The organism is Cognaticolwellia beringensis (genome assembly GCF_002076895.1).
GTDB lineage: Bacteria > Pseudomonadota > Gammaproteobacteria > Enterobacterales > Alteromonadaceae > Cognaticolwellia > Cognaticolwellia beringensis.
Window position 1 is genome coordinate 2,356,496 of the sequence record NZ_CP020465.1, and the last position, 26,863, is coordinate 2,383,358.

Consider the following 26,863-nt stretch of genomic DNA (forward strand, 5'->3'; position numbering starts at 1 on the left):
GCTGTGTGTTCTATTGCCTCTTTATGAGGCTTTTTTTTTAATATTTTTTAGCTTCGTATCTTAACCATTGTGCATAAAAAGGTGAATACTTTGATTTTTAGGGACGTTAAATCGAGGTAGGTGTATTTAGGGATAGTCGTTAATACAAATTTATGTCACGCAGCGTAAGTATGATCAAATTGCGTCCAAAAAATCACTTAGTATTTTCACATAGCACTTCTTTATGTGAAATGGTGTCGCGACTTATCTAGAGAAGCTAATGACTCGCCGTGTAGTTCTAATGCTTTTATATGATCGTTTTATAACTGGGCGACGTATAACTACTATCAATCATTTAACATGAGTTACTTTTTGCTTATGACGACTATTAACCTTCCAATTTTTCCATTACCGATATTCTTATTGCCGCAAGGAGTAACTCGTCTACGTATTTTCGAAGCGCGTTATTTAAAAATGGTATCGCTAGCAATGAAAAACAAAGGCTTTGTGATCGTTACGCATGACAATGATGAAAAGAATAATACCGTGCAAGTGGGCAGTTGGGTAGAAATTATTAATTTTGACCAGGGCGAAGACGGCATATTATTAATTGATGTTCGCTGTAAGTGCCTAGTTGATATTAAAGCTATTACCCAAGATCAAGATAATTTACATCATGGCGATGTAGCTGTTAAAAATCATTGGCCAGAGATCAGCCTGGATCAAACCACCGATAAATTAGCTACGTCGTTATGTAAACTTTTTAGGGAAAATACTGAGTTAAGTGCACTGTATCCAAAACAGCATTTTGAGCAAGCGGATTGGGTGGTTGCGCGTTGGTTAGAAATAATCCCCGTCGAGCTTGCGGAAAAAAGTTTATTTGTTAATAAAGACTCTTTTAATCAAGCGAAGCAGCTTTTACAGCGCATTATTTTATCTGAAGATAAAATATAAACAGTAATGTGATCTAATCTTGTATGTGCTCCGTATAGGCTGCTATAAGTAAAATAAATGGGTTAAATTATGCAGTCGATACATTTAGAAGTGCATTCAGTGTTGCCAAGTCATAAAACAGATGCTACATGTAGTAGTATGACTAATGCTACCTCTAGTAACATGACTAATAAAATCGATCATCCCCAACTTTGTCAATGGCTTAAATCAATAGCTGTTGATAGAGACAAACAAGCATTTACTGAAGTGTTTAGTTTTTTCGCACCTAAAATAAAACGCATTGCCCAAAGTAAAATAAACAGTGAAGCACTTGCTGCTGAAGTGCTACAAGAGACCATGACTAATGTCTGGCGTAAGGCACATTTATTTGATGATAGTAAAGGTGCGGCAACTACTTGGGTATATACCATCATGCGTAACGTTACTTTTGATTTGTTGCGTAAAATGAAAGCTAACAAAGAAGATAATCTCAGTGATGACATTTGGCCACTGGCTGAATCTGCCAACATTGAAGAAGAAGTGTTTAGCGACCACATTCAAAGTCGTAATTTAAAAGGCATAATTGAAACTCTGCCAGAGAATCAGCAACAGGTGGTGAAAGGCTTTTACTTCATGGAAATGTCACAAGAGCAGCTTGCGGTTCATTTAAATTTACCACTTGGCACAATAAAATCTCGACTTCGGCTCGCACTCGGCAAACTGAAATTGAAATTAGGAGAAGACCATGATTAAGCACCACCCTGCATTTGCGTTGTTAAAAAGTTTTGTGGATGGTGACTTACCTGCTTCGCTTGCCGCGGGCATAGCGATACACGCCGACATGTGTCAACTTTGCCAACAAAAAATAGCGCAACTAACCGAACAAGTTGCGGAAACCAGTTTTGAGCAAGACTTATTAGCACCATCTGTTGTTATTGATAATAAAGTTTCGCCTGAAGTTTCAGAAATGAGTTTTGATGAAATTATCGATCAAATTACCGCTACTGATGATGTTGAACCTTTAAAAGTTATTCCAGAAGAACGTTTAATCACCTTTAAAGGGATGGAATATACCTTACCTAATACATTACGAAATATGGAGTTAGGAAGAACGGCTCAAATAGGTAAGCTATCTCGCGCTCGGATAAATTTAGGTGAAGGCGAAATTCATACTAATTTATTGCATATCGGCCCTGGTGGTTCAATACCTGAGCACACCCATAAAGGCTTTGAACTGACACTCTTGTTAGCCGGTACTTTTGCTGATGAACAAGGCGAATATGTGGCTGGGGACTTTATTATGCTTGATAAACGCCATCAACATCAGCCCGCCACTGAACATGGCTGCCTTTGCTATACCGTAGCCAATGATGCATTACATTTTACCCAAGGTATAAATAAGTTACTAAACCCCATTGGTGCTTTCATTTACTAGTCGAGGTGGCTATGTATAAAGATTTTGGTAAAGAAGATGTTGTTATCGGTATCAGTGCCTGCTTAATCGGTGAAAAAGTTAGATTTGATGCCAGTAACAAGCCGTCTAACTTCTGCAACAAAGAGCTAGGGCAACATGTAACTTACAAAGCTTATTGTCCTGAAGTAGCCGTGGGTATGCCAATCCCTCGGCCTACTATTCGTTTGATTAAAGATGAACAAATAATAAAAGTTTCCAGACCCGACGGCTCAGGTGATGTAACTACTGCCATCAAAGCTTACGGAAAAAAAATAGCGTCTATTTCTAAAAATCTTAGCGGCTATGTATTCTGTGCTAAAAGCCCAACCTGTGGCATGGAGCGCGTGAAAGTATACTCACCTTCGGGTGACCCATTGCAAGCCCAAGGTATTGGGGTGTTTTCACGAGAAATAATGAAGGCTAATCCACTATTACCATGTGAAGAGAATGGTCGATTGAATGATCCTATTCTTAAAGAAAACTTTGTTGCTCGCGTTTTCGCTTATCGTCATTGGCAAGCCGTCGTTGAATCGGGTGTTAGCAAGCATAAACTGACCAGTTTCCATGCCCAATATAAGTACACGTTAATGAGCCATGATCTAATTGCATATAAGCAATTAGGTCGTTTGTTGGCTAGTGAAGATATTACTGTTGAAGAAATGGCGGAGCAATATATTTCTGGTTTAATGACCGCATTAAAGCTTGTCGCAACGCGTAAGAATCATGCCAATACGTTATCTCATATTCAAGGCTATTTTTCTAAGCATTTAAATAAAGATCAACGTAAAGAATTATCACAACAAATTGATGCTTATCGTGAAGGTTTAATGCCGTTAATGGTGCCACTGACCCTGATCAATCATTACTTATTAGAGCATCCTAAGTCTTATTTAGCTCAGCAAGCATACTTAAATCCTTACCCTGAGTCTTTAAAACTAAGATACGGCTATTAACCCATTTAATTATTAAGGAATGTCCTTGTTACTTTGGTTTCGCAACGATATTAGAATTCACGATAATCCTGCCTTAGATTATTTTCTTGAGCAAAATAAAGACGCTGAGACGACTAAGGCGATTTTTTTTGTCAGTGAAAAACAATGGTTAGACCATGACTGGTCTGCAATAAAAATTGATTTTATTAAGCGCCACGTTAATGCGCTTGCTGAGCAGTTGCTGTCGTTAAATATTGCCTTAGAGGTTGTACATTGCGATGACTTTTCGGCGCAAATTTCATTTTTACAACAATATTGCCAACAGCATAATGTTAGCGAAGTGGTCGCTAATCAAGAGCTAGAATTCAATGAAAAACAACGGGATAAGTCTTGTCTTGAACAAGGTATTCCGCTGCGTATGTTTGAAAGTGATGTCATTGTCAAAAAAGGCAAAGTGTTAAACAAAACTGGCGAGATGTACAAGGTATTTACTCCTTATAAACGCGCTTGGTTAACCTATGTTAAGCAACACGGTTTTGCTTATCTTGGCAAACCTAGCCCTAAGGTTTCTAAAGAGCAGAGTGATGAAGTAAAGCTAACGTTTAAGCCGCCATTAAATTGCTCTGGAGTATCTGATGCATGGCCTTTAGCTGATCAAGTTGAACAACAAGTTATTCCAGACTTCTACGAATATAAAGTCGCAAGTTATGGCAAAAAACGTGATTTCCCGGCGATTAAAGCTACGTCTGGCTTATCACCCTATTTAGCAATAGGTGCTATTAGCCCTCGTTATTTACTCTTGTTATTTATTCAACGTTTTCCTGACATTTTAGTTGCCTCAGACAGTGAGGAGTTTACTTGGTTAAATGAACTGATTTGGCGAGAGTTCTACCGCAATTTAATTTTTCACCGACAAAACTTATCTAAACATCAATGTTTTAACCCTAAGTATCATGGCGTTGTTTGGCCAAATAATAATGAGCTGTTTACGCAGTGGTGTCAGGGTAAAACTGGTTATCCGTTGGTAGATGCTGCGATGAGGCAACTTAATCAAACCGGGTGGATGCATAATCGACTACGTATGGTGGTAGCGAGTTTCTTAACAAAGCACTTACTGATTGATTGGCGCTGGGGAGAAAAATACTTTATGCAGCAACTTATTGACGGCGATCTTGCGGCTAATAACGGTGGCTGGCAGTGGGCAGCAAGTACCGGTTGTGATGCGCAACCTTACTTTCGGGTATTTAACCCAATAAGGCAAAGCGAAAGATTTGATCCAAAAGGTGAGTTTATACGTAAATTTATACCAGAGCTGGCGCAGTTACCTGATAAAGAAATTCACTTTCCTCATCAATATATTGCTAAAGAAAAATTATCACTTTATTGGCCGGCAATAGTGGATCACAAAGCAGCTAGATTAGCGGCACTAGATTTTTATAGATAGCTAGTTAACGACTTTGAGATATAGATATTCGAGGGCTAAATTCTGCAGGCTTTAGTCGAGTGAATATATCGCCAAATATGAAGAGTATTTATGTCAAATCAAAAGGTTACGATTTCTCCTGACTTAAACAATCCGACACAACATTCACTGTGGTTGGTTAAGTTTATCGAGACTTACCAAAAGCTCTCAACTGATAATTTACACTTGTTAGCTGACATTTATCACCAAGACATAGTATTTATCGACCCTATGCACCAACTTGAGAGTTTTGAACAACTAAAAAATTACTTCAATGAGCTTTATCAAAAACTTAGTTATTGTGAATTTACTATTGAGCAAGTAATCGCGCAAGATTCAGAGGCTGCTATCTATTGGCAGATGAGCTTTCAGCATCCTCGCTTGAACTCAGGCAAAGTCGTCAGTGTTCAAGGTAGTTCGCATCTTAAAGGCTGTGGAGATAAAGTTATTTACCATAGAGATTATCTAGATTTAGGCGCTATGCTGTATGAGCAACTGCCTTTTTTAGGCCGTGTTATTCGCTGGCTTAAACGTCGGGCAGTAACAGAATGAATCATCAGCGCACCATACTCATTACCGGTGCTACTTCTGGTATCGGTGAGTCTTTATTACATCGCTATATTTCCAAGGGTTATCAGGTCATTGCTTGTGGTCGAAATGAAGAAAAGCTGAAACAATTAGCGGATGGTAATCCCCATGTTATCCCACTTGCTTTTGATATTACGGATAGCGAACAAGTCTGCAAAGCCGCCATTAAACTTAATGAAATAAAGCACATTGATATTTTAATGCTTAATGCAGGCGATTGTCGTTATATCGATAACGCTAAAGCATTTGACGGTGCACTGTTTGCCAGTGTTATTACTACAAACTTGCAGTCTTTGGGGTATATGCTGGAGAGTTTTCTGCCAAAAGTAGCTAGCGGAGGACAGGTGGTATTCGTTAGCTCTAGTGCAACTATCCTACCTTTTCCGCGAGCCGAAGCTTATGGCGCGTCTAAAGCGGGGATAGATTATTTAGCTAAAAGCTTACGGCTAGATTTAATAGCAGAAAATATAGCGGTTACTCTAGTACACCCCGGTTTTATCAAAACACCACTAACTGACAAAAACGACTTTCCTATGCCGTTTTTACTCAGCAGTGAGCAAGCCGCCAATCGTATTTATCAAGGCGTTAGTGCTCGAAAATCTTATGTACACTTCCCGAAAAGATTAACCTTAATAATGAAATTTCTCGCACTGCTACCTGACTTTATTTGGCAGAGCATTGCTTTAAAAAGCGAAAAAAACAATAAAAATGTAAGGAATGATAAGCAATGAAGCGAATTGCCATTGTAGGTGCAGGCGTGTCAGGTTTAACTGCCGCTTATTTGTTATCGAAAAAGCATCATGTCAGTGTTTTTGAAAAGTCGGCCCATATTGGTGGGCATACTGCCACTGTTGATGTTGAGTTAGCGGGTCAGCAATATGCTATTGATACTGGTTTTATTGTTTTTAATAATAAAACCTACCCTAACTATTTGGCGTTACTGGACGAAATTGGCGTTGGTAAGCAAGAAACCGAAATGAGTTTCTCAGTACATAATTCAGATACCGGCATGGAATACAATGGCCATAACCTGGACACGTTATTCGCCCAACGACGTAATATATTCAATCCAAAGTTTTGGTGGTTGGTCAAAGAAATTCTTAGATTTAATAAGTTGTGCAAGCAAAGTTACCATGCGAAAAACTATAATGACAGCTTAACCTTAGGCGAATTTTTACAAGAAAATAAATTCGGTTACTACTTCGCAGAGCATTATATTTTACCTATGGGTGCGGCTATTTGGTCTAGTTCATTGGTGCAGATGCAAGAATTTCAATTTCATTTTTTTGTTAAATTTTTCCATAATCATGGCTTGTTAAATATAGCTGACCGTCCGCAATGGTATGTTGTGCCGGGTGGTTCAAGAAATTATTTAACTCCGTTGTGTAAGCCATTTGCTGATAATATTCATCTTAATGCTGATATTAACGCTATAACTCGAAAAAATAACCAGGTGCAACTAAGTTTTGCTAATGGCGATGTGCAAACCTTTGATGAAGTCGTTTTAGCGTGTCATTCAGATCAAGCTTTAGCGTTACTTGGCGATGCTAGCCAGCAAGAGCAAGAAATACTGGATGCTATACCCTATAGCGAAAACTCAGTGGTTTTGCATACTGATATTAATTTATTACCCAAAAGAGCAAAAGCGTGGGCGAGTTGGAATTACCAATTAAGTGCTAATAGAACTAAACCTGCCAGCGTTACTTATAATATGAATATTCTGCAAGGGTTGAGCTCGCAGCATACCTTTTGCGTAACTTTGAACCAGCGTGAAGATATTGAACCCAGCAAAATTTTACGTGAGTTTACTTATCACCACCCGGTGTTTTCAACTAAGTCGATTAATGCTCAACGGCAACGCTTAACAATATGTGGCCAGAATAACACTCATTTTGCTGGTGCATATTGGTATAGCGGTTTTCATGAAGACGGCGTTAGCAGCGCAGTAGACGTTGCGCAGCGATTTGATTGTTATTTGCAAGAAACAGAATTGAAAATAAAAAATGGTTGAGCCTTCGTCGCATAATCGCATTTATCGTGGCCAAATACGGCACAGACGATTTACGCCTAAATCGCACAGTTTTAGTTATGAATTATACATGCTGGCGCTAGATGTTGATGACATGCAAGCCAAGCAAAGCCCGCGAGGAATTTTTGGTTTTTCTTGGTTCAACTTGCTGAGGTTTAAAGAAAAGGATTACCTTAAAGGTGAACCCAAAAGTCTTAATCAACGTATAAAGAATAAAGTAGCAAGGTTATCGGGCTCTGAAGATATAAGCCGTATTATTATGCTCGTTCAGGTCAGATGCTTGGGGCTTTACTTTAGTCCCGCAAATTTCTATTTTTGCTATAACGCTAATGATAACTGTAGCCAAGTGTTGGTTGAAGTGAGTAATACGCCATGGAATGAAAGGCATTATTATTTAGTACCGTTAGAACACAGTGCTAGTAACAACCAAGACACAACGTCGCATATTACGGATAAAGATTTTCATGTATCACCTTTTATGGATTTAAACATGTGCTATAAATGGCTGATTAAACCGCCAGTGGTTAATAGTTCACAATTATTGGTGCATATAGAAAATCATCGTAAGGATGTTGATGACGGCAGTAAGATAAAAATAGACAGAAAAATTTTTGATGTAACAATGAATTTAATCAAAGCGCCATTCACGCAGGCGTCATTATGGCAACTCTGGCTTAATATACCTGTGATGACATTAAAAATAGTGTTGGGCATATACTGGCAAGCCATGAAGTTATTCTTGAAGCGCATACCATTTGTTGGATATCAAAATAGTAAAAAAACGAAATAAAAATCAGGAGATTAGTGTTGGAAAACATATCAGGGATAAAAATAAAAAAACAAGCTAACTGGTTAGATAAGCGGTGCCGTAGTTTAGTTTTCTCAGCTTTTGCAAAAATCAACTATGGTCAAATTGAATTAGTTGATAATGCACAGCGTTTTCTTTTTCCTGAATTTGCTGAAAATAAATCCTTACTTGGTCGTATTAATATACATGACAGTAGTGTCTATAGAGATTTTGTTAAAGGCGGCTCTATTGGCGTAGCCGAAGCTTATATTGCTGGAAAATGGAGCAGCCCAAATTTAACGACTGTTATTCGTATCTTTGCCCGCGCTCAGCAGGAAGTCGATAGCCTTGAAAAGAAAAAACCTTGGCTAACTAAGCTTAAATATGCCTTGCTTCACCGTCGAAATCGCAATAGTCAGACAGGTTCAAAAAAGAATATTCTTGCGCATTACGATTTAGGCAATGAGCTTTATAGCCGGTTTCTTGACCCTGAAATGATGTACTCATCAGCTATTTATCCTAACAAAGATACAAACTTAGCGCAGGCACAAATACACAAAATGTCGACTATTTGTCAGCGTTTGGAGCTAACTGCAGAAGACCACTTATTAGAAATAGGTACAGGTTGGGGCGGGTTAGCTATATATGCTGCACAGCATTATGGCTGTAAAGTCACCACAACGACTATTTCTGATGCTCAGCATGAATATGCTAAAAATCGCATTGAACAATTAGGGCTAACAGAAAGAATTACGCTGTTAAAACAAGATTATCGTGACTTGACCGGTGAGTTTGACAAATTGGTTTCAATTGAAATGATAGAAGCCGTTGGTTTTGAATATTTACCTAGCTTCTTTAAGCAGTGTAATGAAAGGTTAAAGCCAGGCGGAAAATTATTAATTCAGTCAATTACCATTGCTGATCAGCGATTTGAACATTACAAACACAATGTTGACTTTATTCAGCGTTATATATTTCCAGGTGGGTTTTTGCCCTCTATTTCTGTGTTGACAGGACATCTGACTGAACATACTCATTTAGTCACAGAGTCGATAAGTGATATCGGCTTAGATTATGCAAAAACGCTATCTCATTGGCGAGAAGCATTTTTAAAGTCTTGGCCTGAGCTTAATCCTTTTGGCTATGATGAAGAGTTTAAGCGACTTTGGCTTTACTATTTTGCTTACTGCGAAGGTGCTTTTCTTGAACGCTCAACCAGTACCGTACATTTAGTCGCAAGAAAATAGTGAGATTAATATTACCCCAATGATTAAATTTCAGTTATTGGGGTAATTAAAGTATCTAGCGTTTAACTTAGTTCGCCTGCGTTCGAGATACCTTTTACGCGTATTTTATAACGATTGTTCATTGAGTAGCTTAATGAAGTAATCTACATTAATTGGTCGGCTAAACATGTAACCTTGTACTGAGTTACACGCATTGTCTACCAGAAAGCTTAATTGCTCTTGGGTTTCTACACCTTCTGCTGTAACACATAAATTTAAGTTGTGTGCCATGGCAATAACCGCACGTACTATCGCTTTATCATTATCGTCAGCAACAATTTCTTTAATAAATGTACGGTCAATTTTTAAATAATCTAAAGGTAATTTTTTTAAATACGACAGCGAGCTGTAACCGGTACCAAAGTCATCAACTGACACACTCATACCAATGGTTCTCGCTTTACTTAATAATTTTTCTGCTACGGAATAATCATCAACTAAAACATCTTCTGTTACTTCTAGCTCTAATAAGCAGGGGTTAATTTCGTTATCGTAAATACAAGCGCTTAAGTAAGAAAACAAACTGTCATCAGCGACTTGAGATGGAGACAGATTCATTGATATTTTAATATTAAACCCGAGTTCACTTATTTCTTTGGCTATTTGACAAGATCGGCTAATGACCCACTCACCAATCGCAATAATCAAACCACTCCTTTCAGCGACTGGAATAAAGTCATCAGGATTAATTAAACCTTTTACTGGATGATTCCAGCGGATCAATGCCTCAGCTTTATTGATACAATTAGTTTTAATATCGATAATAGGTTGTAAATACAGCTCAAATTCGTTGTTCTTGATTGCCTGCCTTAGCTCTTGTTCTATTATTATTATATGGTGTGAAGCATCTTTCATTGATTGTGAGTAAAATTGGATTGAATTTTTTTTATTTTTCTTGCCGTTATAGGCACTCAAGTCGACAAATTTCATTAATTCTTCAACACTTTGTGCATCTTTTGGGTAATTGGCCGCACCAATGCTGATACTGACATTAAAGCTTTCTGATGTTGTCGAGTGAAAGGGCTTATTTATACTATCAATAATGCGCTGTATCGCCAGTTTACAGGCTTTTTCGCTGTCGATATTATTAATAATTATGGCAAACTCATCGCCGCCAACCCGTGCAATAAAATCTGAAGGTTTTATCACAGAGTTGATACGCTTGCTTAACTCTATTAGCAGCTTGTCGCCTTGGTCATGGCCATAAAACTCGTTATGCCGTCTAAATTCGTTAATATCAATATACAGTAAATAAAACGCTCGATTGGAAGCTATGTGTTTTTCTAGCATTTGCAAAAAAGAAAATCGATTTGGGAGTTCGGTTAACATATCTTGCAGGGCAAGTTGCTCATTTCGCTGCACTAAGTGCTTTATTGTACTGATGTCGTTGGCGAATATTATCCAATTCTCTACTTCATTGAGTTTATTTTTAACAGGATAAAAGCCTACCTTAAGCCACTTGAGTGTCGATGGCGGGGATATCCAACATAATTCACCATCCCAACTAGAGTTAGTGGATAATATTCGCTCGTATTCAGGTAATTGGTTTTGCATTAACCTTAGAATAATTTCTATGGGACGAGCAGGCTCTGTGGAGACCAATGAATCTTGATCAAAAAGTTTGATTGCGGCTGAGTTTTCAATATTCGTGGTGAAATCAGTACTGGCGATTAAAACGGCAAACTCTGCATTTTCAATGACTTTAGTCAAAGCCTTTAAGATATTACTTTGCTCTGGTGGTTGTTTTAAAATAGACAGTAAACGGGTATGTAAATACTCATTTTTTAAAAAAAGCCGATCGTATGATAATAAAACTTCACGAGCTAATTGTTTTGTCTTTTGTTGAAACTCAAAATCTTCTCGTTGATTGGTTATGACCAGAAGGTTGTGTTGTTCATGTTTAATGGCTATCGCTTCTAAATACAGTTCTTTATTGTTTTGAGTTATTTCGGTCCACAAGCCTGAGCGTAATTTACCATTGTCAGCGGCTTGCCATATTGACTTGGCGTCAAAAAGGAAGTCGAGTAAAAATGGTGTATCCTCATTAATAGTAAATGGCTGTTGGTTACTCGATTTTGGAAATAAATCACTTGCCCACTCACCGTCGCCTTCCACCCATTTTACAGTGCCGGTGTTTGGGTCGGTAACTTCTAAAACAATTTGCTCTAATGCATTTATGACTTTATTAAGTAGCGATGTCATCTTATTAACTCCTTAATAATAGCTTCGCTAAGGCGGCAAACATTTCTTCTACATTTGCCCCTGTTTTAGCGCTGGTCGAAAACTGTAGGTCGAACAAGTTTTGATAAGACTTGTTTTCATTATCATCCATATTCCAAGTGGCAGGTAAATCGCTTTTATTGATGGTTAACACTGCTGGACAGTTGGTGACTTGCTGAGCAAGGGCGTGGATGTCTAAACCTTCATGTAGTGAAGTTGTACGGGTTTGATCAACAACGATGATATAAGCGGCAGCACCACGTAAGTACCTTTCTTGGAAAGCATTATAAGTGTCGTTACCTTCCATATCCCAAATCATGAACTGTACTTGCTCATTTTCTATCGATATGATTTTTTTATCAATTTTCACACCAATGGTTGTAAGGTACTTTTCACTAAAAATACCTTCTACAAATTGCTTGACTAAACTTGTTTTTCCAACACTGGAAGCCCCTAAAAGGCAGATTTTCTTTTGAATCAAAGCGTCATCTCCATGTTCGACAGCTTGCTGGTTTTGCTAGGCTTTTAATTCTCGCAGAGTATCAATTATATAAGCACGATAAGTATGAGTAAAATACTACTCCTATTTACAACGGAGTCACCCTCTAATTTTTTTAATCGTTATTTATATGTATTACATTGAACATAACCGTTCTTGCCGCACTACTGATATCTGTAATTTCTATTTGCCCCAAGCCTAAAACGAATATTTTATCTTTATTTATACCTTTATGTTGTAAAACCTCGGCAGCATTGTTTGCTCTTTTGAGGCTAATGATATGATTTGCGGTTTTATTGCCGGTATTATCGCTGCTGCCCAGTATTAATAAGCCAAAATTGATATTAAGTGCTTTAGCTATTGGGGTAAGTTGCTGGATATATTCATAAAGCCGTTGCAATGATAGTTGCATTTCAGGCGTGATAGTTTCAACTGCAACCGGGAAATTTAGCTGAAGTGAGGCTATTCTGCCAATAATTTCATCAAATATTTGTTGGTTTATCTGCTTACTTTGTAACATCGGCATGGCTGATGCTAGTTGTAATTGCTCAGTGCTTAAATTTTTATCGGGAGTAAAACCTGCTATGGCTAAGGCATTAAGTAACTGTTCTGTTTTTGTTATATCTAAAGTGCCCGCAAGTTCAAGCATATCGTTTTGCCAAGTAAAGGTAATACCTGGATATGCTTTAATGATGCGCTGAGCGCGTTGACGTAAAATTGGAGGATCAAAAGAGTAGTAATTTCGTTCATTGAGATTGAACAGTGTCGGATTCATTTCATTACTGTTTAGCCAGTCAGTAATATTCAAGGCATCAGGGTCGCGTAAAATATCTAGCGTTATATTCTCAAGACTATGTATTTTAAGTTGTTTGATCATGACCCCAGGCTGGGCGTCTAACTGCATTATTTTTTCGTGAAGCTGAGTGCTTTTTAGCCAGTTATAGCTTTGGTATCCTGCGTATAACAATACTAGTAAAACTATTGCCCAAGCAAACCAAGGTGTTTTTTTCTTATTGGGGGTAGCTATTTTTTGTTCTGATAATAGGCAGTCACGTAGCAGGCTGTCGGTATTCTCAAACTGTTGGTTATCGCCGTTAAAGCTCTTGAGTTCTTCAATGTACAAACTATGGATGTTTTCAACCGTCAACTGTAATTGGTCACTTATACTTTGGGGGGGATTTCCGCTGACGGCGGCAACGACAAGCGCACTTGGGCCTGGTTTTATCAGTAAATTAAAGTTTTCGGTACTCACCGATTGTAATTGCTCTTTGAGTCGATCATCGTTAGTTATAAATGAGTCACCTACAAAGTCATTAATTGCTGTTAGCATTGCCGATACTACATCAGCATCACTTTTGTTTTCATTATCTAATGCGACGGTATTTAAAAGTAAACCGGTTTCTCTATGAATAAGAAAAACATGTTCAACTCGATAAACAAAAGTTTGAGAGGCTGCATACTGTGCGTAACTAACGCCACCTTGTCGAGCTCTAAGTCGCCATTTTAGGCCTTTTATTGTCAGGCTGTTTTCCAATAGCTGATTGGTTTTTTCCATAAAGTCACTGAGAAAAGCCGCAACAGATTTTCTGACTAAACTACCAACAATGGGATATAAAGAGATAACCATTTGCTCACTATTGTGAGCGACAGATATTTGCACTGAGTCTTCGACGAAGGGTTGGAGTACTTTATCTACTGACTTATCTTGTTTTTGTCTATCACGTAATGCCTCAGTAATAACCTCAGCTACTATTTTGCGAGCATCTCTTTTTATACTTTCTGTAATTCTACTATTATCTTTACCAAGCAGTAGCGTGCGAACTTTGTCTAGTTGTTGTGCTGACTCAGCTTCTTTTTCTGCATCGGTTGACATTATAATTCGTCATCTTCTAAATTAGTCGCCATGGTTGCTAGTAATTTAGCGAGTGTTTTTCTATCGGTTTTTGATGAACTAAGCTCTTTTGATACACTTTCAAGGTGGGTTTTTAATTGTTCAAGCTGTTCATTGAAGTTACGTGAGAGAGTTTGACTGCCACTATCAAGAGACTGTTCCATCGTTTTAAAGTCTTGTTGGGTCGCCGTGGCAAACATCTCATGTTCAGACGCTAAATTGGCAAGATCTTTTTGAATAACCAATTCATTATCATCATGGGTTTTATCTAAGTGTTGTATTTGTTGCTCAATATCAGAAAATCGTTGGTTGATATTTTCCTGCATTTTATCTAAGCGATGAGTAAAGCTAATGCTTTGTGTATTGAGTGCATGCTCCAAATCACTGCGCGTTAATGCAATTTGTTTTTTTAATTGTTGCTCGGCTACGCCAAATACAATTTGTCTAAGCTGGTCAAGCTCATCAACAGGCGCTTCATTTTGTTGTGGTTCTTTTTTAGTGTTTTTATTGTTAGACATCTACTACATTCCATTTTAATTAGACTTTTATGATAAATTTAGTGTAACGCAAAATTCTAAAACATCCTGTTTTTCACGTATTTAGTTATTAGAAACTATACTATTATCAACATTATTACACTTGTTAATGTTTGTCTATAATTCGAATGTAATGTCATTATTTAATATCTAGAGTAAGCGCTATGTTAAACGCCGTTCAATGCAAAGTAGCATAACGTCAATGTCTATTAATGCAGACTCACCTGTATTTTCAATAATTAGGCTACTAAGCCCCTGTCACACCTATGTCTTAAAGTAGTCATCGTTGATGAAGAGATTGCTCTTGGAGATTGTTCAATCGTTAGCGCTAATGAATCAATTACGTCATTAGAAACAGCTGAAATCAAGAGCTTGTCGACAGGGATTATTTCTACTGCTCGGATAATTCATGCAACTTGTTTCACAGAAAAATATCGGTTATTTACTTGAAGTGCACTATGTATGAAAGCTAGCAAAGAGAGTATCAACATTTAAACAGTACTCAACTTATCAAAGTACAGATTATGCTGATATTGGTGATAGCGTCAGTATTTGATTTTTAGCGGCGATGATTAACCAAGGTTTTTCTTTGCCCATTCAGCATCTTACAAGGCCCCTTAATCAGGGGCATCGACACTAGGCTTTGTTTTAAGAGTATTAGCTACCACTATATATGTACTTTTTTGGAATGGGGCTTTGTGCCAAGGTTTTATTTTCTGGTAATTCGATAGTGCCACTCAATAAGTATATAACCTTCTCGCCTTGCTCTGCTAAATCTAAAACGTGTTGCACATTAATTAATATGTTTGAGGCTATGTCTTGAGGATACTTACTGGCGTCACGTCTAATATATTCGATCAGGTCGGTATTGACTTCTTTATCGTAAAAAACAGCATCAGCAAATTGCATTTCTCTATGAGCGTAAAGTGTTAAGTGATCGGGATTACCGTCACCGGTATGTATAAAAACAATTTCACCACTGGGTGGCGGTGTTTGTGTTTTCAAACTGGCAATTAACTGTTGTTCAGCCAAGGTTGTTTCACCCGCTAAAATTGCTTGTCCGATATTGCCTCGTAAAGTCCGTTCCCAAAACGTGCGTCGGTCGCGCAACCCTTTTATGCGCGCTTTAACATGATCTCTAAATTTAAAAGAAAATTCAGCCAACTTGCCATAGCCATTAGGTAATGTTTTCTCGATTTGCTCACGTAACATTCGCAGGAGAATAGGGGCGCTACCAGAACTCGACATTGCTATAATAATAGGACTTCGATCAATAATTGCTGGTGTTATATAGGTACATAGTTCAGGTTGATCGACAACATTGGTGAGTAATTTTAATTGCGTGCTTTCTGCAGCTACCGCGCCATTGACTTCAATACTGTCTGTTGCAGCAATAACAATATTACTATTGTTAAGGTGGCCGGGCTGATAATTATGTTTGAGCCAAGTTAATTGATGTTCATTCACTAAACGCTGAACACTGCTATTAAGCGTTTCAGACATAACAGAAATGTTAGCTGTCGATTTCAAGAGTAATTCTATTTTACGTGCAGCTACTTCGCCGCCACCTATAATCATGGCATCAATATGTTTTGCATCTAGGTATATGGGGAAGTACTTCATTATTAATCTCTAACTATTGGCGTATTTTGAATCTTAGCGATACTGACTTTACTCAGGTTATTGTCATTAAAAGGCTATTAATGCTTTGCTAATGGCTAAACCATTGCTATCACCATATATATATTGACCAGGTGTAAAGCTTAGGTTGGCAAAGCTAATAACTTGGTTAACTTCACCTTGGCCTAACTTTTCAGTTTTAATTGGACAGCAGCCAAGCGCTTTTACTGCGATGGGTAAAGTCGCTATGGTACCTGCATCTCGAATACAGCCATTAATCACAATGGCCTGCCAACCATTTTTTACGGCAAGCTCTGCTAACATGTCGCCGAGTAAGGCATTAGTGATACTCGCTTTACCATCAACGACCATCACTTTATTGGTACCATCAGTAGCAACAAGCTCTTTAACTCTGGAATTATCGTTAAAGCAGCTAACGGTAACAATTTCGCCATGGAATAGTGTATTCCCACCGTAGTCTTTAAAGATAGGAGCAGCCAAAGCAAGCTTATCAGCATGCTCGTCGAATAAGTCGGGGAGAAGATCTAGCATTTTAATCCTTACAGTGTGAATAATTTAAGTAGGCGACTGTGCTTAAACAAGTGCTAGCTACTAAGCTGGCAATGTTCATTAAGACATCAAGTTTATCGCAATTATTAGATTAGTATATGGCTAAAGTGGCTGTTTTGTCGCGGTAGAGAATGATAAACTAGCAAAAAAATTTTAATGAGAAGAAACATGCCCTGGATCCAGCTTAGATTAAGTGCTGATGAAGAAACTGCCGAGAAATATAGTGATTGGCTCAGTGCGTGTGGTGCACAAGCCGTTACCTTTATTGACGCTCAAGATACACCTATATATGAGCCGCTACCTGGTGATGAAGTTATCTATTGGAATAATACCGTCGTGATGGGCTTATATGATGCAGGTCACGATATGGATAAAGTCTTGAATTACTTAAAAGGTATTCATCCAGATAAAGCCAATATGGCATACAAGCTTGAGCAACTTGAAGATAAAGACTGGGAACGCGAATGGATGGACAACTTTCATCCTATGAAATTCGGCCAACGTTTATGGGTATGCCCGAGTTGGCGTGAAGTACCAGATCCGAGTGCAGTTAATGTTATGCTCGATCCCGGCTTAGCCTTTGGTACCGGAACACACCCAACCACAGCTTTATGCTTAACTTGGCTTGATGGCCTAGACCTTGAAGGTAAAACCGTCGTCGATTTCGGTTGCGGCTCAGGTATTTTATCGTTAGCCGCGCTGAAATTAGGTGCGAAAAAAGTTATCGGTATCGATATCGATCCACAAGCACTACAAGCCAGTTTAGAAAACGCAAAACGTAACCATTGTGAAGACCGTTTAGCGTTATTTTTACCGAAAGACCAACCTGAGTTTAAAGCTGATGTCGTCGTGGCAAATATTTTGGCCGGACCATTACGTGAACTTGCTCCGGTGATTATTGAGTATGTCGCTAGTAAAGGTGTGCTTGCTTTATCCGGTGTTTTAGAAGAACAAGCCCAACAATTACAAACGATATATGGTGAATTTTGCCAGATGGACCCGATAACTATTCAAGACGAATGGGTGCGTTTATCAGGTGTTCGTAAATAGTTGTGTAAAACATCTTAAAAAATGAGCAGGTTTTGTTATCAACTTGTACAGAAACTGCTCGCAATAACACTTTATAAAATGTCAATATGAAAAACGTGAAAAAAAGCGCTTTTTGTTCAATTTATATCCTTTTCAATCCTAAAAAAAACACGTAAACTTAGCGCCCTTTTGAATAGTAGCTCAAAAAAACAACAGCGTGAAGATAGGTCCATACACTTTAGCAAGCAATACCATGCTGGCACCCATGGCGGGAATTACTGATCAACCTTTCAGACAATTATGTTGTCAGATGGGGGCAGGGTTAGCAGTATCAGAAATGATGTCATCTAATCCAAAAGTGTGGAATACCGGTAAATCTCAGCGCCGTATGTTGCATAGTAAAGAAGCAGGTATACGTTCCGTGCAAATTGCCGGTTCAGATCCTGAAGAATTAGCTTTTGCTGCTAAGGTCAATGCTGATAATGGCGCTCAAATTATTGATATCAATATGGGCTGCCCGGCAAAAAAGGTAAATAAAAAATTAGCAGGTTCAGCGTTACTGAAAGAACCCTCGTTAGTCGAGCTAATTATTAAAGCTGTGGTTAATGCGGTAGATATTCCTGTAACGTTGAAAATTCGAACTGGCTGGTGTGAAAACACTCGCAACGGTATTGAAATAGCCAATATCGCCGAATATAACGGAATACAATCACTTGCTGTGCATGGTCGTACTCGTAATGACTTTTATAAAGGCAATGCGGAATACGAAACCATTAAAGCAATTAAGCAAGCGGTGAATATTCCTGTTGTTGCTAATGGCGATGTTACTTGTGCGGAAAAAGCGGAACAAGTGCTGAATTACACTGGGGCTGATGCCATTATGGTTGGTCGTGGTGCCCAAGGGAGACCTTGGATTTTTCGAGAAATTAATCATTTTTTGAAAACGGGTAGGCATTTGCCTGCTCCTTCAACGGATGAAGTGCGTTCAATTTTAATTGGGCATGTAATGGAATTACACAAATTTTACGGTGAATTTATGGGTGTACGTTTTGCCCGTAAACATGTTTCTTGGTACATGCAAACGCATGAACAAGGAAAATCGTTTCGTTCTATTTTTAATGCACTCGAGTCAGTTACTGAACAACTTGACGCATTAACTATGTATTTTGATAATTTAACTTTAGAAAGAGTCTGAACTTTATGTTTGAACAAAATATTTCCTCTCCATTTATTACCGGTGATCTACAAACTCAGACAAAGGCCTCGCCTTTACGCACACAAGCGAAAGTAGCTATTAAAAACTACTTGTCACAGTTAAACGGTAATGACGTTGATGATATGTACGACCTTGTACTTTCAGAAATTGAAGCGCCAATGCTTGAAGAAGTCATGCAATACACGCGTGGTAACCAAACCCGCGCAGCTAACTTATTAGGCATCAACCGCGGTACTTTACGTAAAAAGTTAAAAAAATACGGCATGAACTAAGAAGTACGACAGGTTAGCCTGTCAATTAAAAGCACCCTCGGGTGCTTTTTTGTTTTGAGGGATGTAAAAGTTATCCAGTTAGTCAACTTTAATCCCGCTAACAGTAAATAAACATCACAATGATAATGGACGAGATATAGCGTATTACTCAATGCTACGGACATGTGTCATAGATCAGATAACCATTTTATTTTAATTTATAGGTAATTAGAAAAACCATGGATACACCACGCCCAATCAAACGTGCACTATTAAGTGTTTCAGACAAAACCGGTATTGTTGAATTTGCTCGCTCGTTATCAGAAAAAGGTGTCGACCTTTTATCAACAGGTGGTACTGCGAAGTTATTGGCTGAAAATGGCATTAAAGTAACAGAAGTATCTGATTACACAGGTCATCCAGAAATTATGGATGGTCGAGTTAAAACCTTACACCCGAAAGTTCATGGTGGTATTTTAGCGCGTCGTGGTATCGACGAAACAGTGATGACTGAAAATGATATCAGCGCTATTGATCTCGTTGTGGTTAACCTTTACCCATTCGCTAATGCCGTTGCTGATGAAAATTGTTCATTAGAAAATGCCATTGAAAACATCGATATTGGCGGGCCAACTATGGTGCGCGCCGCAGCTAAAAATCATAAAGATGTGACCATTGTTGTCAATGCTCATGATTATGCTCGTGTTTTAGCTGAAATGGCGGTGAACAATGGCTCTTTGGTTTATCAAACTCGTTTTGACTTAGCTATTGCTGCCTATGAACATACGGCTGCTTACGACGGTATGATTGCTAATTACTTTGGTAAAATGTTACCAGCATATAACAGTGATGAAGCTGTTAGCGTAGATAAACAAAAGTTTCCACGTACTTTTAATAGCCAGTTTATTAAAAAGCAAGATTTACGTTACGGTGAAAACTCGCATCAAGACGCAGCATTTTATGTTGAGGCAAGTCCTGAAGAAGCTTCAGTTTCTACGGCAACTCAATTACAGGGCAAAGCCTTATCGTATAACAACATTGCTGATACGGATGCCGCTTTAGAATGTGTTAAAGAATTTGATGAGCCAGCATGCGTTATCGTTAAACATGCAAACCCATGTGGCGTTGCTATTGGTGATGATATTTTAGCTGCTTATGAAGGCGCGTATAAAACAGACCCTACGTCTGCATTTGGCGGCATTATTGCGTTTAACCGTGAGTTAGATGCAGAGACAGCCCAAGCGATTGTTTCTCGTCAATTTGTTGAAGTTATTATCGCTCCAAGCATTTCTGATGCTGCTGCAAAAATTGTGGCGACTAAACCTAATCTGCGTTTACTAAAATGTGGTCAATGGGATACTAAAACAACAGGCTTTGACTTTAAACGCGTTAACGGTGGTTTATTAGTACAAGATACTGACCAAGGTAGTGTTACAAGTGATGACTTAACGGTAGTAACTAAACGTCAACCTACCGCAGAAGAAATGCGCGATTTACAATTTTGTTGGAAAGTAGCGAAATATGTTAAATCAAACGCTATTGTTTACGTTAAAAATAGCACGACTATCGGTGTCGGTGCTGGCCAAATGAGCCGAGTATATTCTGCTAAAGTGGCTGGTATTAAAGCCGCGGATGAAAATCTAGAAGTTGCTGGTTCGGTAATGGCGTCAGATGCATTTTTCCCATTTCGCGATGGTTTAGATGCAGCTGCTGAAGCCGGCATTACTGCGGTAATTCAACCTGGTGGTTCAATGCGTGACGATGAAGTTATTGCTGCAGCAGATGAACATAATATTGCGATGGTATTCACTGGCATGCGTCACTTCCGCCATTAAATCGGCTGAATGAATAAACTATGCTCAGGTAGTGTTATTACCTGGGCATAGTTGTTATGAAAATCGAAATATACGTGTGTGTAGTGCAAAATTAATATTTAGACACACGTAATTAAGTTTAAATGCCGTTTTTTGTCGATAAGATAAGACTTTCGGCACTGAACATCTGAAAGAAATCTGCTATAACTAGCTTCTATAAAAATTTACTAGTTAATGGAAGATAACAATGCATACAACAGCTCAAACGTTCAAAAAAGCTTTTACCGCGTCAATCGTGTCTGCAACTTTATTATGCTCTGGTTTTGTTAACGCTCATCAAGATGCTCATCATCAAAGTCAGCTTGAACAAGCTATCGCTGGAGATCACCGGTCTGCAACTAACAAAGCACGTGATGAATACCGCCATCCGAAAGAAACCTTAGAATTTTTTGGTTTTAATCCGTCAATGACCATAGTTGAAATAACACCTGGCGGTGGTTGGTATACCGAAATTTTAGCGCCAGCAGTAAAAGGTAAAGGTAAACTTTACGGTGCTCAATACCCTGACACTGGCGAAGATAACTATTACAGCAATTCACGCAAACAATTAGTTGAAAAGTTAGCCGGTAACGCGGTTTTTAGTGAAGTGGAATTGACGAACTTTGTGCCACGCCAAGCAAGTGAACTTGCGCCTGCAGGCACCGCCGATATGGTGCTGACATTTCGTAATTTACATAACTGGCGTGATGAGGGGGTAGAACAAGCCTTTAAAGATGCTTACAAAGCATTGAAAAAAGGTGGCGTGTTAGGTGTGGTTGAGCATCGCTTACCTGAAGGCGTAGATCCTAAAAGCGCAGTTGGCTATGTATCGCAAAGCAAAACTATTGAACAAGCAAAAGCGGCTGGTTTTACATTGGCAGCTAGCAGTGAAATAAATGCCAACGCAAAAGATATGGCTGTTTATCCGAAAGGTGTTTGGACTTTACCACCAGTTTTACGCTTAGGTGATGAAGATAAAGCTAAATATATGGCGATTGGCGAAAGTGATCGCATGACATTAAAATTTGTAAAATAATATTGAATCGCTATAACCTGACTTCGATAGGTTATAGCGACTTAACCAACTAGGAATTAAAGTTAATGAATGTTTTGGTAATTGGTAGTGGCGGTCGTGAACATGCTCTAGCATGGAAAGCTGCACAATCATCTTCAGTAACAAAAGTATTTGTTGCCCCAGGTAATGCAGGAACAGCTACAGAAGCTAAATTGGAAAATATCGCGATATCTGCTGGCGATATCCCAGCCTTAGTCGACTTTGCTAAATGCAATCAAGTGGCTTTAACTATTGTTGGACCTGAACAACCGCTTGTCGACGGTGTAGTTGATGCTTTCCAAGCAGAAGGCTTAATGATATTCGGACCCAGTGCAAAAGCTGCACAACTTGAAGGTTCTAAATCCTTTACTAAAGACTTCCTGGCAAGAAACAATATTCCAACTGGCAGTTATCAAAATTTCACTGAAATTGAACCTGCACTTGCTTATGTTCGAGCGCAAGGCGCCCCTATTGTTGTTAAGGCCGATGGTCTTGCAGCAGGCAAAGGCGTTATTGTTGCTATGACACTTCAAGAAGCGGAAGATGCGATTCAGGATATGCTGGCTGGTAATGCTTTTGGTGACGCAGGACATCGCGTAGTGATTGAAGAATTTTTAGAAGGTGAAGAAGCCAGTTTTATTGTTATGGTGGATGGTAAAAATGTATTAGCATTTGCTACTAGCCAAGATCATAAGCGTGCTTACAATGGTGATAAAGGACCAAACACAGGTGGTATGGGCGCATATTCTCCCGCACCAGTTGTTACCCCTGAAATTCATCAACGCGCTATGAATGAAGTTATTATGCCTACCGTTGAAGGTATGGCCAGAGAAGGCGCACCTTATACTGGCTTTTTATACGCAGGCTTGATGATTGATACTGATGGCACACCGAAAGTTATTGAATATAATTGTCGCTTTGGTGACCCTGAAACTCAACCAATCATGATGCGATTAAAATCTGATCTTGTTGAGTTGTGTATGATGGCTTGTCGTGGCGAATTAGACAAAGCAACGATTGATTTTGATCCACGCCCAGCCGTAGGTGTTGTAATGGCGGCAGCTAAATATCCAGCAAGTTACCCAAAAGGCGATGTTATTTCGGGCTTAGATACCAATAAAGCAACCGATCGAAAAACATTTCATGCCGGAACAGCTGAAAAAGATGGCGCTATAGTAACTGCAGGTGGACGAGTATTGTGTGCAACAGCATTAGGTAATAATGTTACGCAAGCGCAACAAGCAGCCTATGAATTATTGCAGGAAATTTCTTGGCAAGGTGTTGAGTATCGAACAGATATCGCTTATCGAGCAATCGAACGTGAACAACGTTAATTGATTTCATGAAAAGTTGATAAAAAAAGCCCAGTAATTACTGGGCTTTTTTATAGAACGTGTCCCGTCCTGAAATGTGTTATGCCAATTAAATTAGCAAGTGAACAATGATTAATTTTCTAATTTAGCCAAGGTTTCTTTTTTAGCTCCACCCGCTACGGCTGCAGCAATTGCAGAATCCCTATCATATCCTGAGTCAATAGCCGCATTTACAATACCATTATTATGGCTATCAGAACTTTGAAGAACGGCAGCTTTAACTACGGTGTCGGCTTGATTAGGAAATAAAGCTAAAATATCTTTCACTATATTCGTTGCTTGCTCTGGAAGTGCTGTAATAGCCGCTGTTAAAATATTTAAAATTTTGCTTGGGTAACTAGATACAGTGTTGTTTACGATATTACTGCTGTCGTAGGGTTCTGTACGTATGGCTACTCGGACAATATTTTCAATTTCAGTTGGATTAAACCGAACGGCAGTATTAACTATTTCTTGAGCATAAGCAGGTTCAGCTGTTATAGCTATTTCAACCAATTCACTACTCGGAGCTACTTTAGCTTTAATAGAGTTCTCTATTACATCACAGGCTAAAACAGGCTGTGCTGATAAAGCGCCTAACATGATTTGTCGATATTCTTCAGGATAGCGAGCAAATGCAACAGCCATAACGACATCAACTTTTTCTGGATAGCGTGAAAGTATTGCATGGACACTACTTTGTATTGTTCTATGTTTCTTTACTTGTTGGTTTAATATCTTAGCTATTAAACGTTCCTGTTTATATTCGGCAACATCCTTCGCCACAACCGTACTACTAATGCCAGCAAGCATTAACAAGATGAGTAATTTTTTCATTTGCTATGCTCTCTGCACAAACATCGTGATGAATTCCACTGTGCTTGTAGGTTATTATTCTTATGTACAAACCAATATAGAGTATAAATTACTATATATCTCCTGTTTATTTGTACATAAGAATAAACATTTTTAGGTAAACTGTTAACCAACTTCGGCTAACTACACACTTATTAGTCTGTAAACTAGTCGATTAGTTCAATTAAAAAGCAAACAAACACTTTTTAGAAATTAAATGCACTTTAGGTGTTGACGTGAGACGAGAAATCTCTAAAATGCGCTCCAGTTCCAAGGGGTAACCCCAACGAGCTGTTTTAATAAGTTATCTAGTACGGTTTAGGCTGAATGAGTTAACTTAACGTTTTAAAGTAGGGTTTTGAATCTTCTGAAAAGAAAGTTTAAAAAAACGAAATAAAACGTTGACATTAAAACTGAGTTGCGTAGAATGCGCATCTCGCTTCAGGCAAGGCTACTAGCCGGCTTCAAGCAACAAGCGGTCTAACAACGAATGAGATTGTTGGCTCGTACCGAACAAAACGTTCATCCATGAACGGTTCGGCATAGGTACTTCGTGTACCCATCTTTAACAATTAGTTATCATGCAATTTGTGTGGACACTCACATTAACGTTGATTTTACATAGTTATCCTCGGATAACAAAAAAAACAGCTTAATATGATGTCACACAAAAAATAAGTATCATTTAGACTTTCGAGTTTAAATAATACGTTTTATGTAGTTTTTATCTTCTTTAGTCGGATAGATAGAAACACGACAGAATTCATTGAGCAGATGTCTTTTCTTAGTCAACTTCGGTTAATTAAGGTGAGCATCACAAACGATTTTTAATTGAAGAGTTTGATCATGGCTCAGATTGAACGCTGGCGGCAGGCTTAACACATGCAAGTCGAGCGGTAACAGAGATAGCTTGCTATCTGCTGACGAGCGGCGGACGGGTGAGTAATGCTTGGGAATATGCCTTTGAGTGGGGGACAACAGTTGGAAACGACTGCTAATACCGCATAACGTCTACGGACCAAAGGGGGGGATGCTTCGGCACCTCTCGCTCATTGATTAGCCCAAGTGAGATTAGCTAGTTGGTAAGGTAATGGCTTACCAAGGCGACGATCTCTAGCTGGTTTGAGAGGATGATCAGCCACACTGGGACTGAGACACGGCCCAGACTCCTACGGGAGGCAGCAGTGGGGAATATTGCACAATGGGCGAAAGCCTGATGCAGCCATGCCGCGTGTGTGAAGAAGGCCTTCGGGTTGTAAAGCACTTTCAGCGAGGAGGAAAGGTTAGTAGTTAATAACTGCTAGCTGTGACGTTACTCGCAGAAGAAGCACCGGCTAACTTCGTGCCAGCAGCCGCGGTAATACGAGGGGTGCAAGCGTTAATCGGAATTACTGGGCGTAAAGCGTGCGTAGGTGGTTTGTTAAGCAAGATGTGAAAGCCCTGGGCTCAACCTGGGAACTGCATTTTGAACTGGCAAGCTAGAGTTTTGTAGAGGGTAGTGGAATTTCCAGTGTAGCGGTGAAATGCGTAGAGATTGGAAGGAACATCAGTGGCGAAGGCGGCTACCTGGACAAAGACTGACACTGAGGCACGAAAGCGTGGGGAGCAAACAGGATTAGATACCCTGGTAGTCCACGCCGTAAACGATGTCAACTAGCCGTCTGTAGACTTGATCTGTGGGTGGCGTAGCTAACGCGCTAAGTTGACCGCCTGGGGAGTACGGCCGCAAGGTTAAAACTCAAATGAATTGACGGGGGCCCGCACAAGCGGTGGAGCATGTGGTTTAATTCGATGCAACGCGAAGAACCTTACCATCCCTTGACATCCAGAGAAGAGACTAGAGATAGACTTGTGCCTTCGGGAACTCTGTGACAGGTGCTGCATGGCTGTCGTCAGCTCGTGTTGTGAAATGTTGGGTTAAGTCCCGCAACGAGCGCAACCCCTATCCTTATTTGCCAGCGAGTTATGTCGGGAACTCTAAGGAGACTGCCGGTGATAAACCGGAGGAAGGTGGGGACGACGTCAAGTCATCATGGCCCTTACGGGATGGGCTACACACGTGCTACAATGGCAAGTACAGAGGGCAGCAATACCGCGAGGTGGAGCGAATCCCACAAAGCTTGTCGTAGTCCGGATTGGAGTCTGCAACTCGACTCCATGAAGTCGGAATCGCTAGTAATCGTAGATCAGAATGCTACGGTGAATACGTTCCCGGGCCTTGTACACACCGCCCGTCACACCATGGGAGTGGGTTGCAAAAGAAGTGGCTAGTTTAACCCTTCGGGGAGGACGGTCACCACTTTGTGATTCATGACTGGGGTGAAGTCGTAACAAGGTAACCCTAGGGGAACCTGGGGTTGGATCACCTCCTTATCTTGAAGTAAAACAGCTTGATGAGAACCTTGGTTCTACGAGTGTTCACACAAATTACATGATAACAAATTAGAAGAAGTCCAAACATGCTAGCT

At 39.4% G+C, this 26,863-nt stretch carries 23 protein-coding genes and 1 rRNA gene; 17 read left to right on the plus strand and 7 right to left on the minus strand.

The features are described 5' to 3' along the window. Positions 1-357 precede the first annotated feature (357 nt). The 10 genes from B5D82_RS10020 to B5D82_RS10065 all read left to right on the plus strand — a co-directional run bounded on the left by B5D82_RS10020 (position 358) and on the right by B5D82_RS10065 (position 9,410). On the plus strand, positions 358-933 hold the full coding sequence (locus B5D82_RS10020; RefSeq protein ID WP_157673871.1) for an LON peptidase substrate-binding domain-containing protein: 576 nt from the start codon (positions 358-360) through the stop codon (positions 931-933). Positions 934-1,002: 69 nt separating this feature from the next. Beyond that, complete coding sequence (locus tag B5D82_RS10025; protein WP_245807454.1) at positions 1,003-1,665, plus strand: sigma-70 family RNA polymerase sigma factor; 663 nt, start codon at positions 1,003-1,005, stop codon at positions 1,663-1,665. After that, positions 1,658-2,347 (plus strand): ChrR family anti-sigma-E factor, encoded by a 690-nt coding sequence (locus B5D82_RS10030; protein WP_081151252.1) that lies wholly within the window; start codon positions 1,658-1,660, stop codon positions 2,345-2,347. The genes B5D82_RS10025 and B5D82_RS10030 overlap by 8 nt, the downstream gene beginning before the upstream one ends. Positions 2,348-2,358: 11 nt before the next feature. Continuing rightward, positions 2,359-3,318: a YbgA family protein gene (locus B5D82_RS10035; RefSeq protein WP_081151254.1), complete on the plus strand. Its 960-nt coding sequence runs from the start codon at positions 2,359-2,361 to the stop codon at positions 3,316-3,318. A gap of 19 nt (positions 3,319-3,337) precedes the next feature. After that, entirely contained in the window at positions 3,338-4,741 is a 1,404-nt protein-coding gene (gene phrB / locus B5D82_RS10040) for a deoxyribodipyrimidine photo-lyase (RefSeq protein ID WP_081151255.1), read from the plus strand. Positions 4,742-4,831: 90 nt separating this feature from the next. Beyond that, positions 4,832-5,311 (plus strand): nuclear transport factor 2 family protein, encoded by a 480-nt coding sequence (locus B5D82_RS10045; RefSeq protein WP_081151257.1) that lies wholly within the window; start codon positions 4,832-4,834, stop codon positions 5,309-5,311. Then, positions 5,308-6,078: an SDR family NAD(P)-dependent oxidoreductase gene (locus tag B5D82_RS10050; RefSeq protein ID WP_081151258.1), complete on the plus strand. Its 771-nt coding sequence runs from the start codon at positions 5,308-5,310 to the stop codon at positions 6,076-6,078. The genes B5D82_RS10045 and B5D82_RS10050 overlap by 4 nt, the downstream gene beginning before the upstream one ends. Beyond that, the gene (locus B5D82_RS10055; RefSeq protein ID WP_081151259.1) at positions 6,075-7,358 is read left to right on the plus strand and encodes an NAD(P)/FAD-dependent oxidoreductase; all 1,284 of its coding nucleotides are present in this window, start codon (positions 6,075-6,077) and stop codon (positions 7,356-7,358) included. The genes B5D82_RS10050 and B5D82_RS10055 overlap by 4 nt, the downstream gene beginning before the upstream one ends. Continuing rightward, a complete protein-coding gene (locus tag B5D82_RS10060) occupies positions 7,351-8,166 on the plus strand; it encodes a DUF1365 domain-containing protein (protein ID WP_081151260.1) in 816 nt (271 codons plus the stop codon). The genes B5D82_RS10055 and B5D82_RS10060 overlap by 8 nt, the downstream gene beginning before the upstream one ends. 17 nt (positions 8,167-8,183) lie before the next feature. Next, a complete protein-coding gene (locus tag B5D82_RS10065) occupies positions 8,184-9,410 on the plus strand; it encodes an SAM-dependent methyltransferase (protein ID WP_094122790.1) in 1,227 nt (408 codons plus the stop codon). A 105-nt stretch (positions 9,411-9,515) separates the two neighbouring features. Here the strand turns inward: B5D82_RS10065 and B5D82_RS10070 are convergent, their stop codons facing one another. From B5D82_RS10070 to B5D82_RS10095, 6 genes are all read right to left on the minus strand, one after another. Then, positions 9,516-11,651 (minus strand): sensor domain-containing protein, encoded by a 2,136-nt coding sequence (locus tag B5D82_RS10070; protein ID WP_081151264.1) that lies wholly within the window; start codon positions 11,649-11,651, stop codon positions 9,516-9,518. A 4-nt stretch (positions 11,652-11,655) separates the two neighbouring features. Further along, the gene (locus B5D82_RS10075; RefSeq protein ID WP_081151265.1) at positions 11,656-12,150 is read right to left on the minus strand and encodes a Rab family GTPase; all 495 of its coding nucleotides are present in this window, start codon (positions 12,148-12,150) and stop codon (positions 11,656-11,658) included. 133 nt (positions 12,151-12,283) lie between these two features. Next, positions 12,284-14,041, minus strand: a complete 1,758-nt coding sequence (locus B5D82_RS10080) for an OmpA family protein (protein WP_081151267.1) — start codon at positions 14,039-14,041, stop codon at positions 12,284-12,286. Further along, positions 14,041-14,577 carry a hypothetical protein gene (locus tag B5D82_RS10085; RefSeq protein WP_081151269.1) on the minus strand — a complete coding sequence of 179 codons (537 nt, stop codon included), beginning with the start codon at positions 14,575-14,577 and terminating at the stop codon, positions 14,041-14,043. The genes B5D82_RS10080 and B5D82_RS10085 overlap by 1 nt, the downstream gene beginning before the upstream one ends. A gap of 675 nt (positions 14,578-15,252) precedes the next feature. Continuing rightward, a complete protein-coding gene (locus B5D82_RS10090; RefSeq protein ID WP_081151270.1) occupies positions 15,253-16,218 on the minus strand; it encodes an NAD(P)-dependent oxidoreductase in 966 nt (321 codons plus the stop codon). Between the two features lie 66 nt (positions 16,219-16,284). Then, the gene (locus B5D82_RS10095) at positions 16,285-16,767 is read right to left on the minus strand and encodes a putative 4-hydroxy-4-methyl-2-oxoglutarate aldolase (protein ID WP_081151272.1); all 483 of its coding nucleotides are present in this window, start codon (positions 16,765-16,767) and stop codon (positions 16,285-16,287) included. Positions 16,768-16,953: 186 nt separating this feature from the next. On the opposite strand from B5D82_RS10095, the gene prmA reads away from it, so the two are divergent. The 6 genes from prmA to purD all read left to right on the plus strand — a co-directional run bounded on the left by prmA (position 16,954) and on the right by purD (position 23,522). After that, on the plus strand, positions 16,954-17,835 hold the full coding sequence (prmA, locus tag B5D82_RS10100) for a 50S ribosomal protein L11 methyltransferase (RefSeq protein ID WP_081151273.1): 882 nt from the start codon (positions 16,954-16,956) through the stop codon (positions 17,833-17,835). Between the two features lie 196 nt (positions 17,836-18,031). Further along, positions 18,032-19,009, plus strand: a complete 978-nt coding sequence (gene dusB, locus B5D82_RS10105) for a tRNA dihydrouridine synthase DusB (protein ID WP_081151275.1) — start codon at positions 18,032-18,034, stop codon at positions 19,007-19,009. 5 nt (positions 19,010-19,014) lie between these two features. Continuing rightward, entirely contained in the window at positions 19,015-19,302 is a 288-nt protein-coding gene (fis, locus tag B5D82_RS10110; RefSeq protein ID WP_044832893.1) for a DNA-binding transcriptional regulator Fis, read from the plus strand. 218 nt (positions 19,303-19,520) lie between these two features. Further along, positions 19,521-21,116: a bifunctional phosphoribosylaminoimidazolecarboxamide formyltransferase/IMP cyclohydrolase gene (purH, locus tag B5D82_RS10115; protein ID WP_081151276.1), complete on the plus strand. Its 1,596-nt coding sequence runs from the start codon at positions 19,521-19,523 to the stop codon at positions 21,114-21,116. 226 nt (positions 21,117-21,342) lie between these two features. After that, positions 21,343-22,170: a class I SAM-dependent methyltransferase gene (locus tag B5D82_RS10120; RefSeq protein ID WP_081151278.1), complete on the plus strand. Its 828-nt coding sequence runs from the start codon at positions 21,343-21,345 to the stop codon at positions 22,168-22,170. Positions 22,171-22,235: 65 nt separating this feature from the next. After that, positions 22,236-23,522, plus strand: a complete 1,287-nt coding sequence (gene purD / locus B5D82_RS10125) for a phosphoribosylamine--glycine ligase (RefSeq protein ID WP_081151279.1) — start codon at positions 22,236-22,238, stop codon at positions 23,520-23,522. Between the two features lie 111 nt (positions 23,523-23,633). Here purD and B5D82_RS10130 read toward each other — a convergent pair whose 3' ends face one another. Further along, on the minus strand, positions 23,634-24,377 hold the full coding sequence (locus tag B5D82_RS10130; protein ID WP_081151281.1) for a hypothetical protein: 744 nt from the start codon (positions 24,375-24,377) through the stop codon (positions 23,634-23,636). Positions 24,378-25,223: 846 nt separating this feature from the next. On the opposite strand from B5D82_RS10130, the gene B5D82_RS10135 reads away from it, so the two are divergent. Then, positions 25,224-26,768, plus strand: a 16S ribosomal RNA gene (locus tag B5D82_RS10135). Positions 26,769-26,863: the final 95 nt, after the last annotated feature.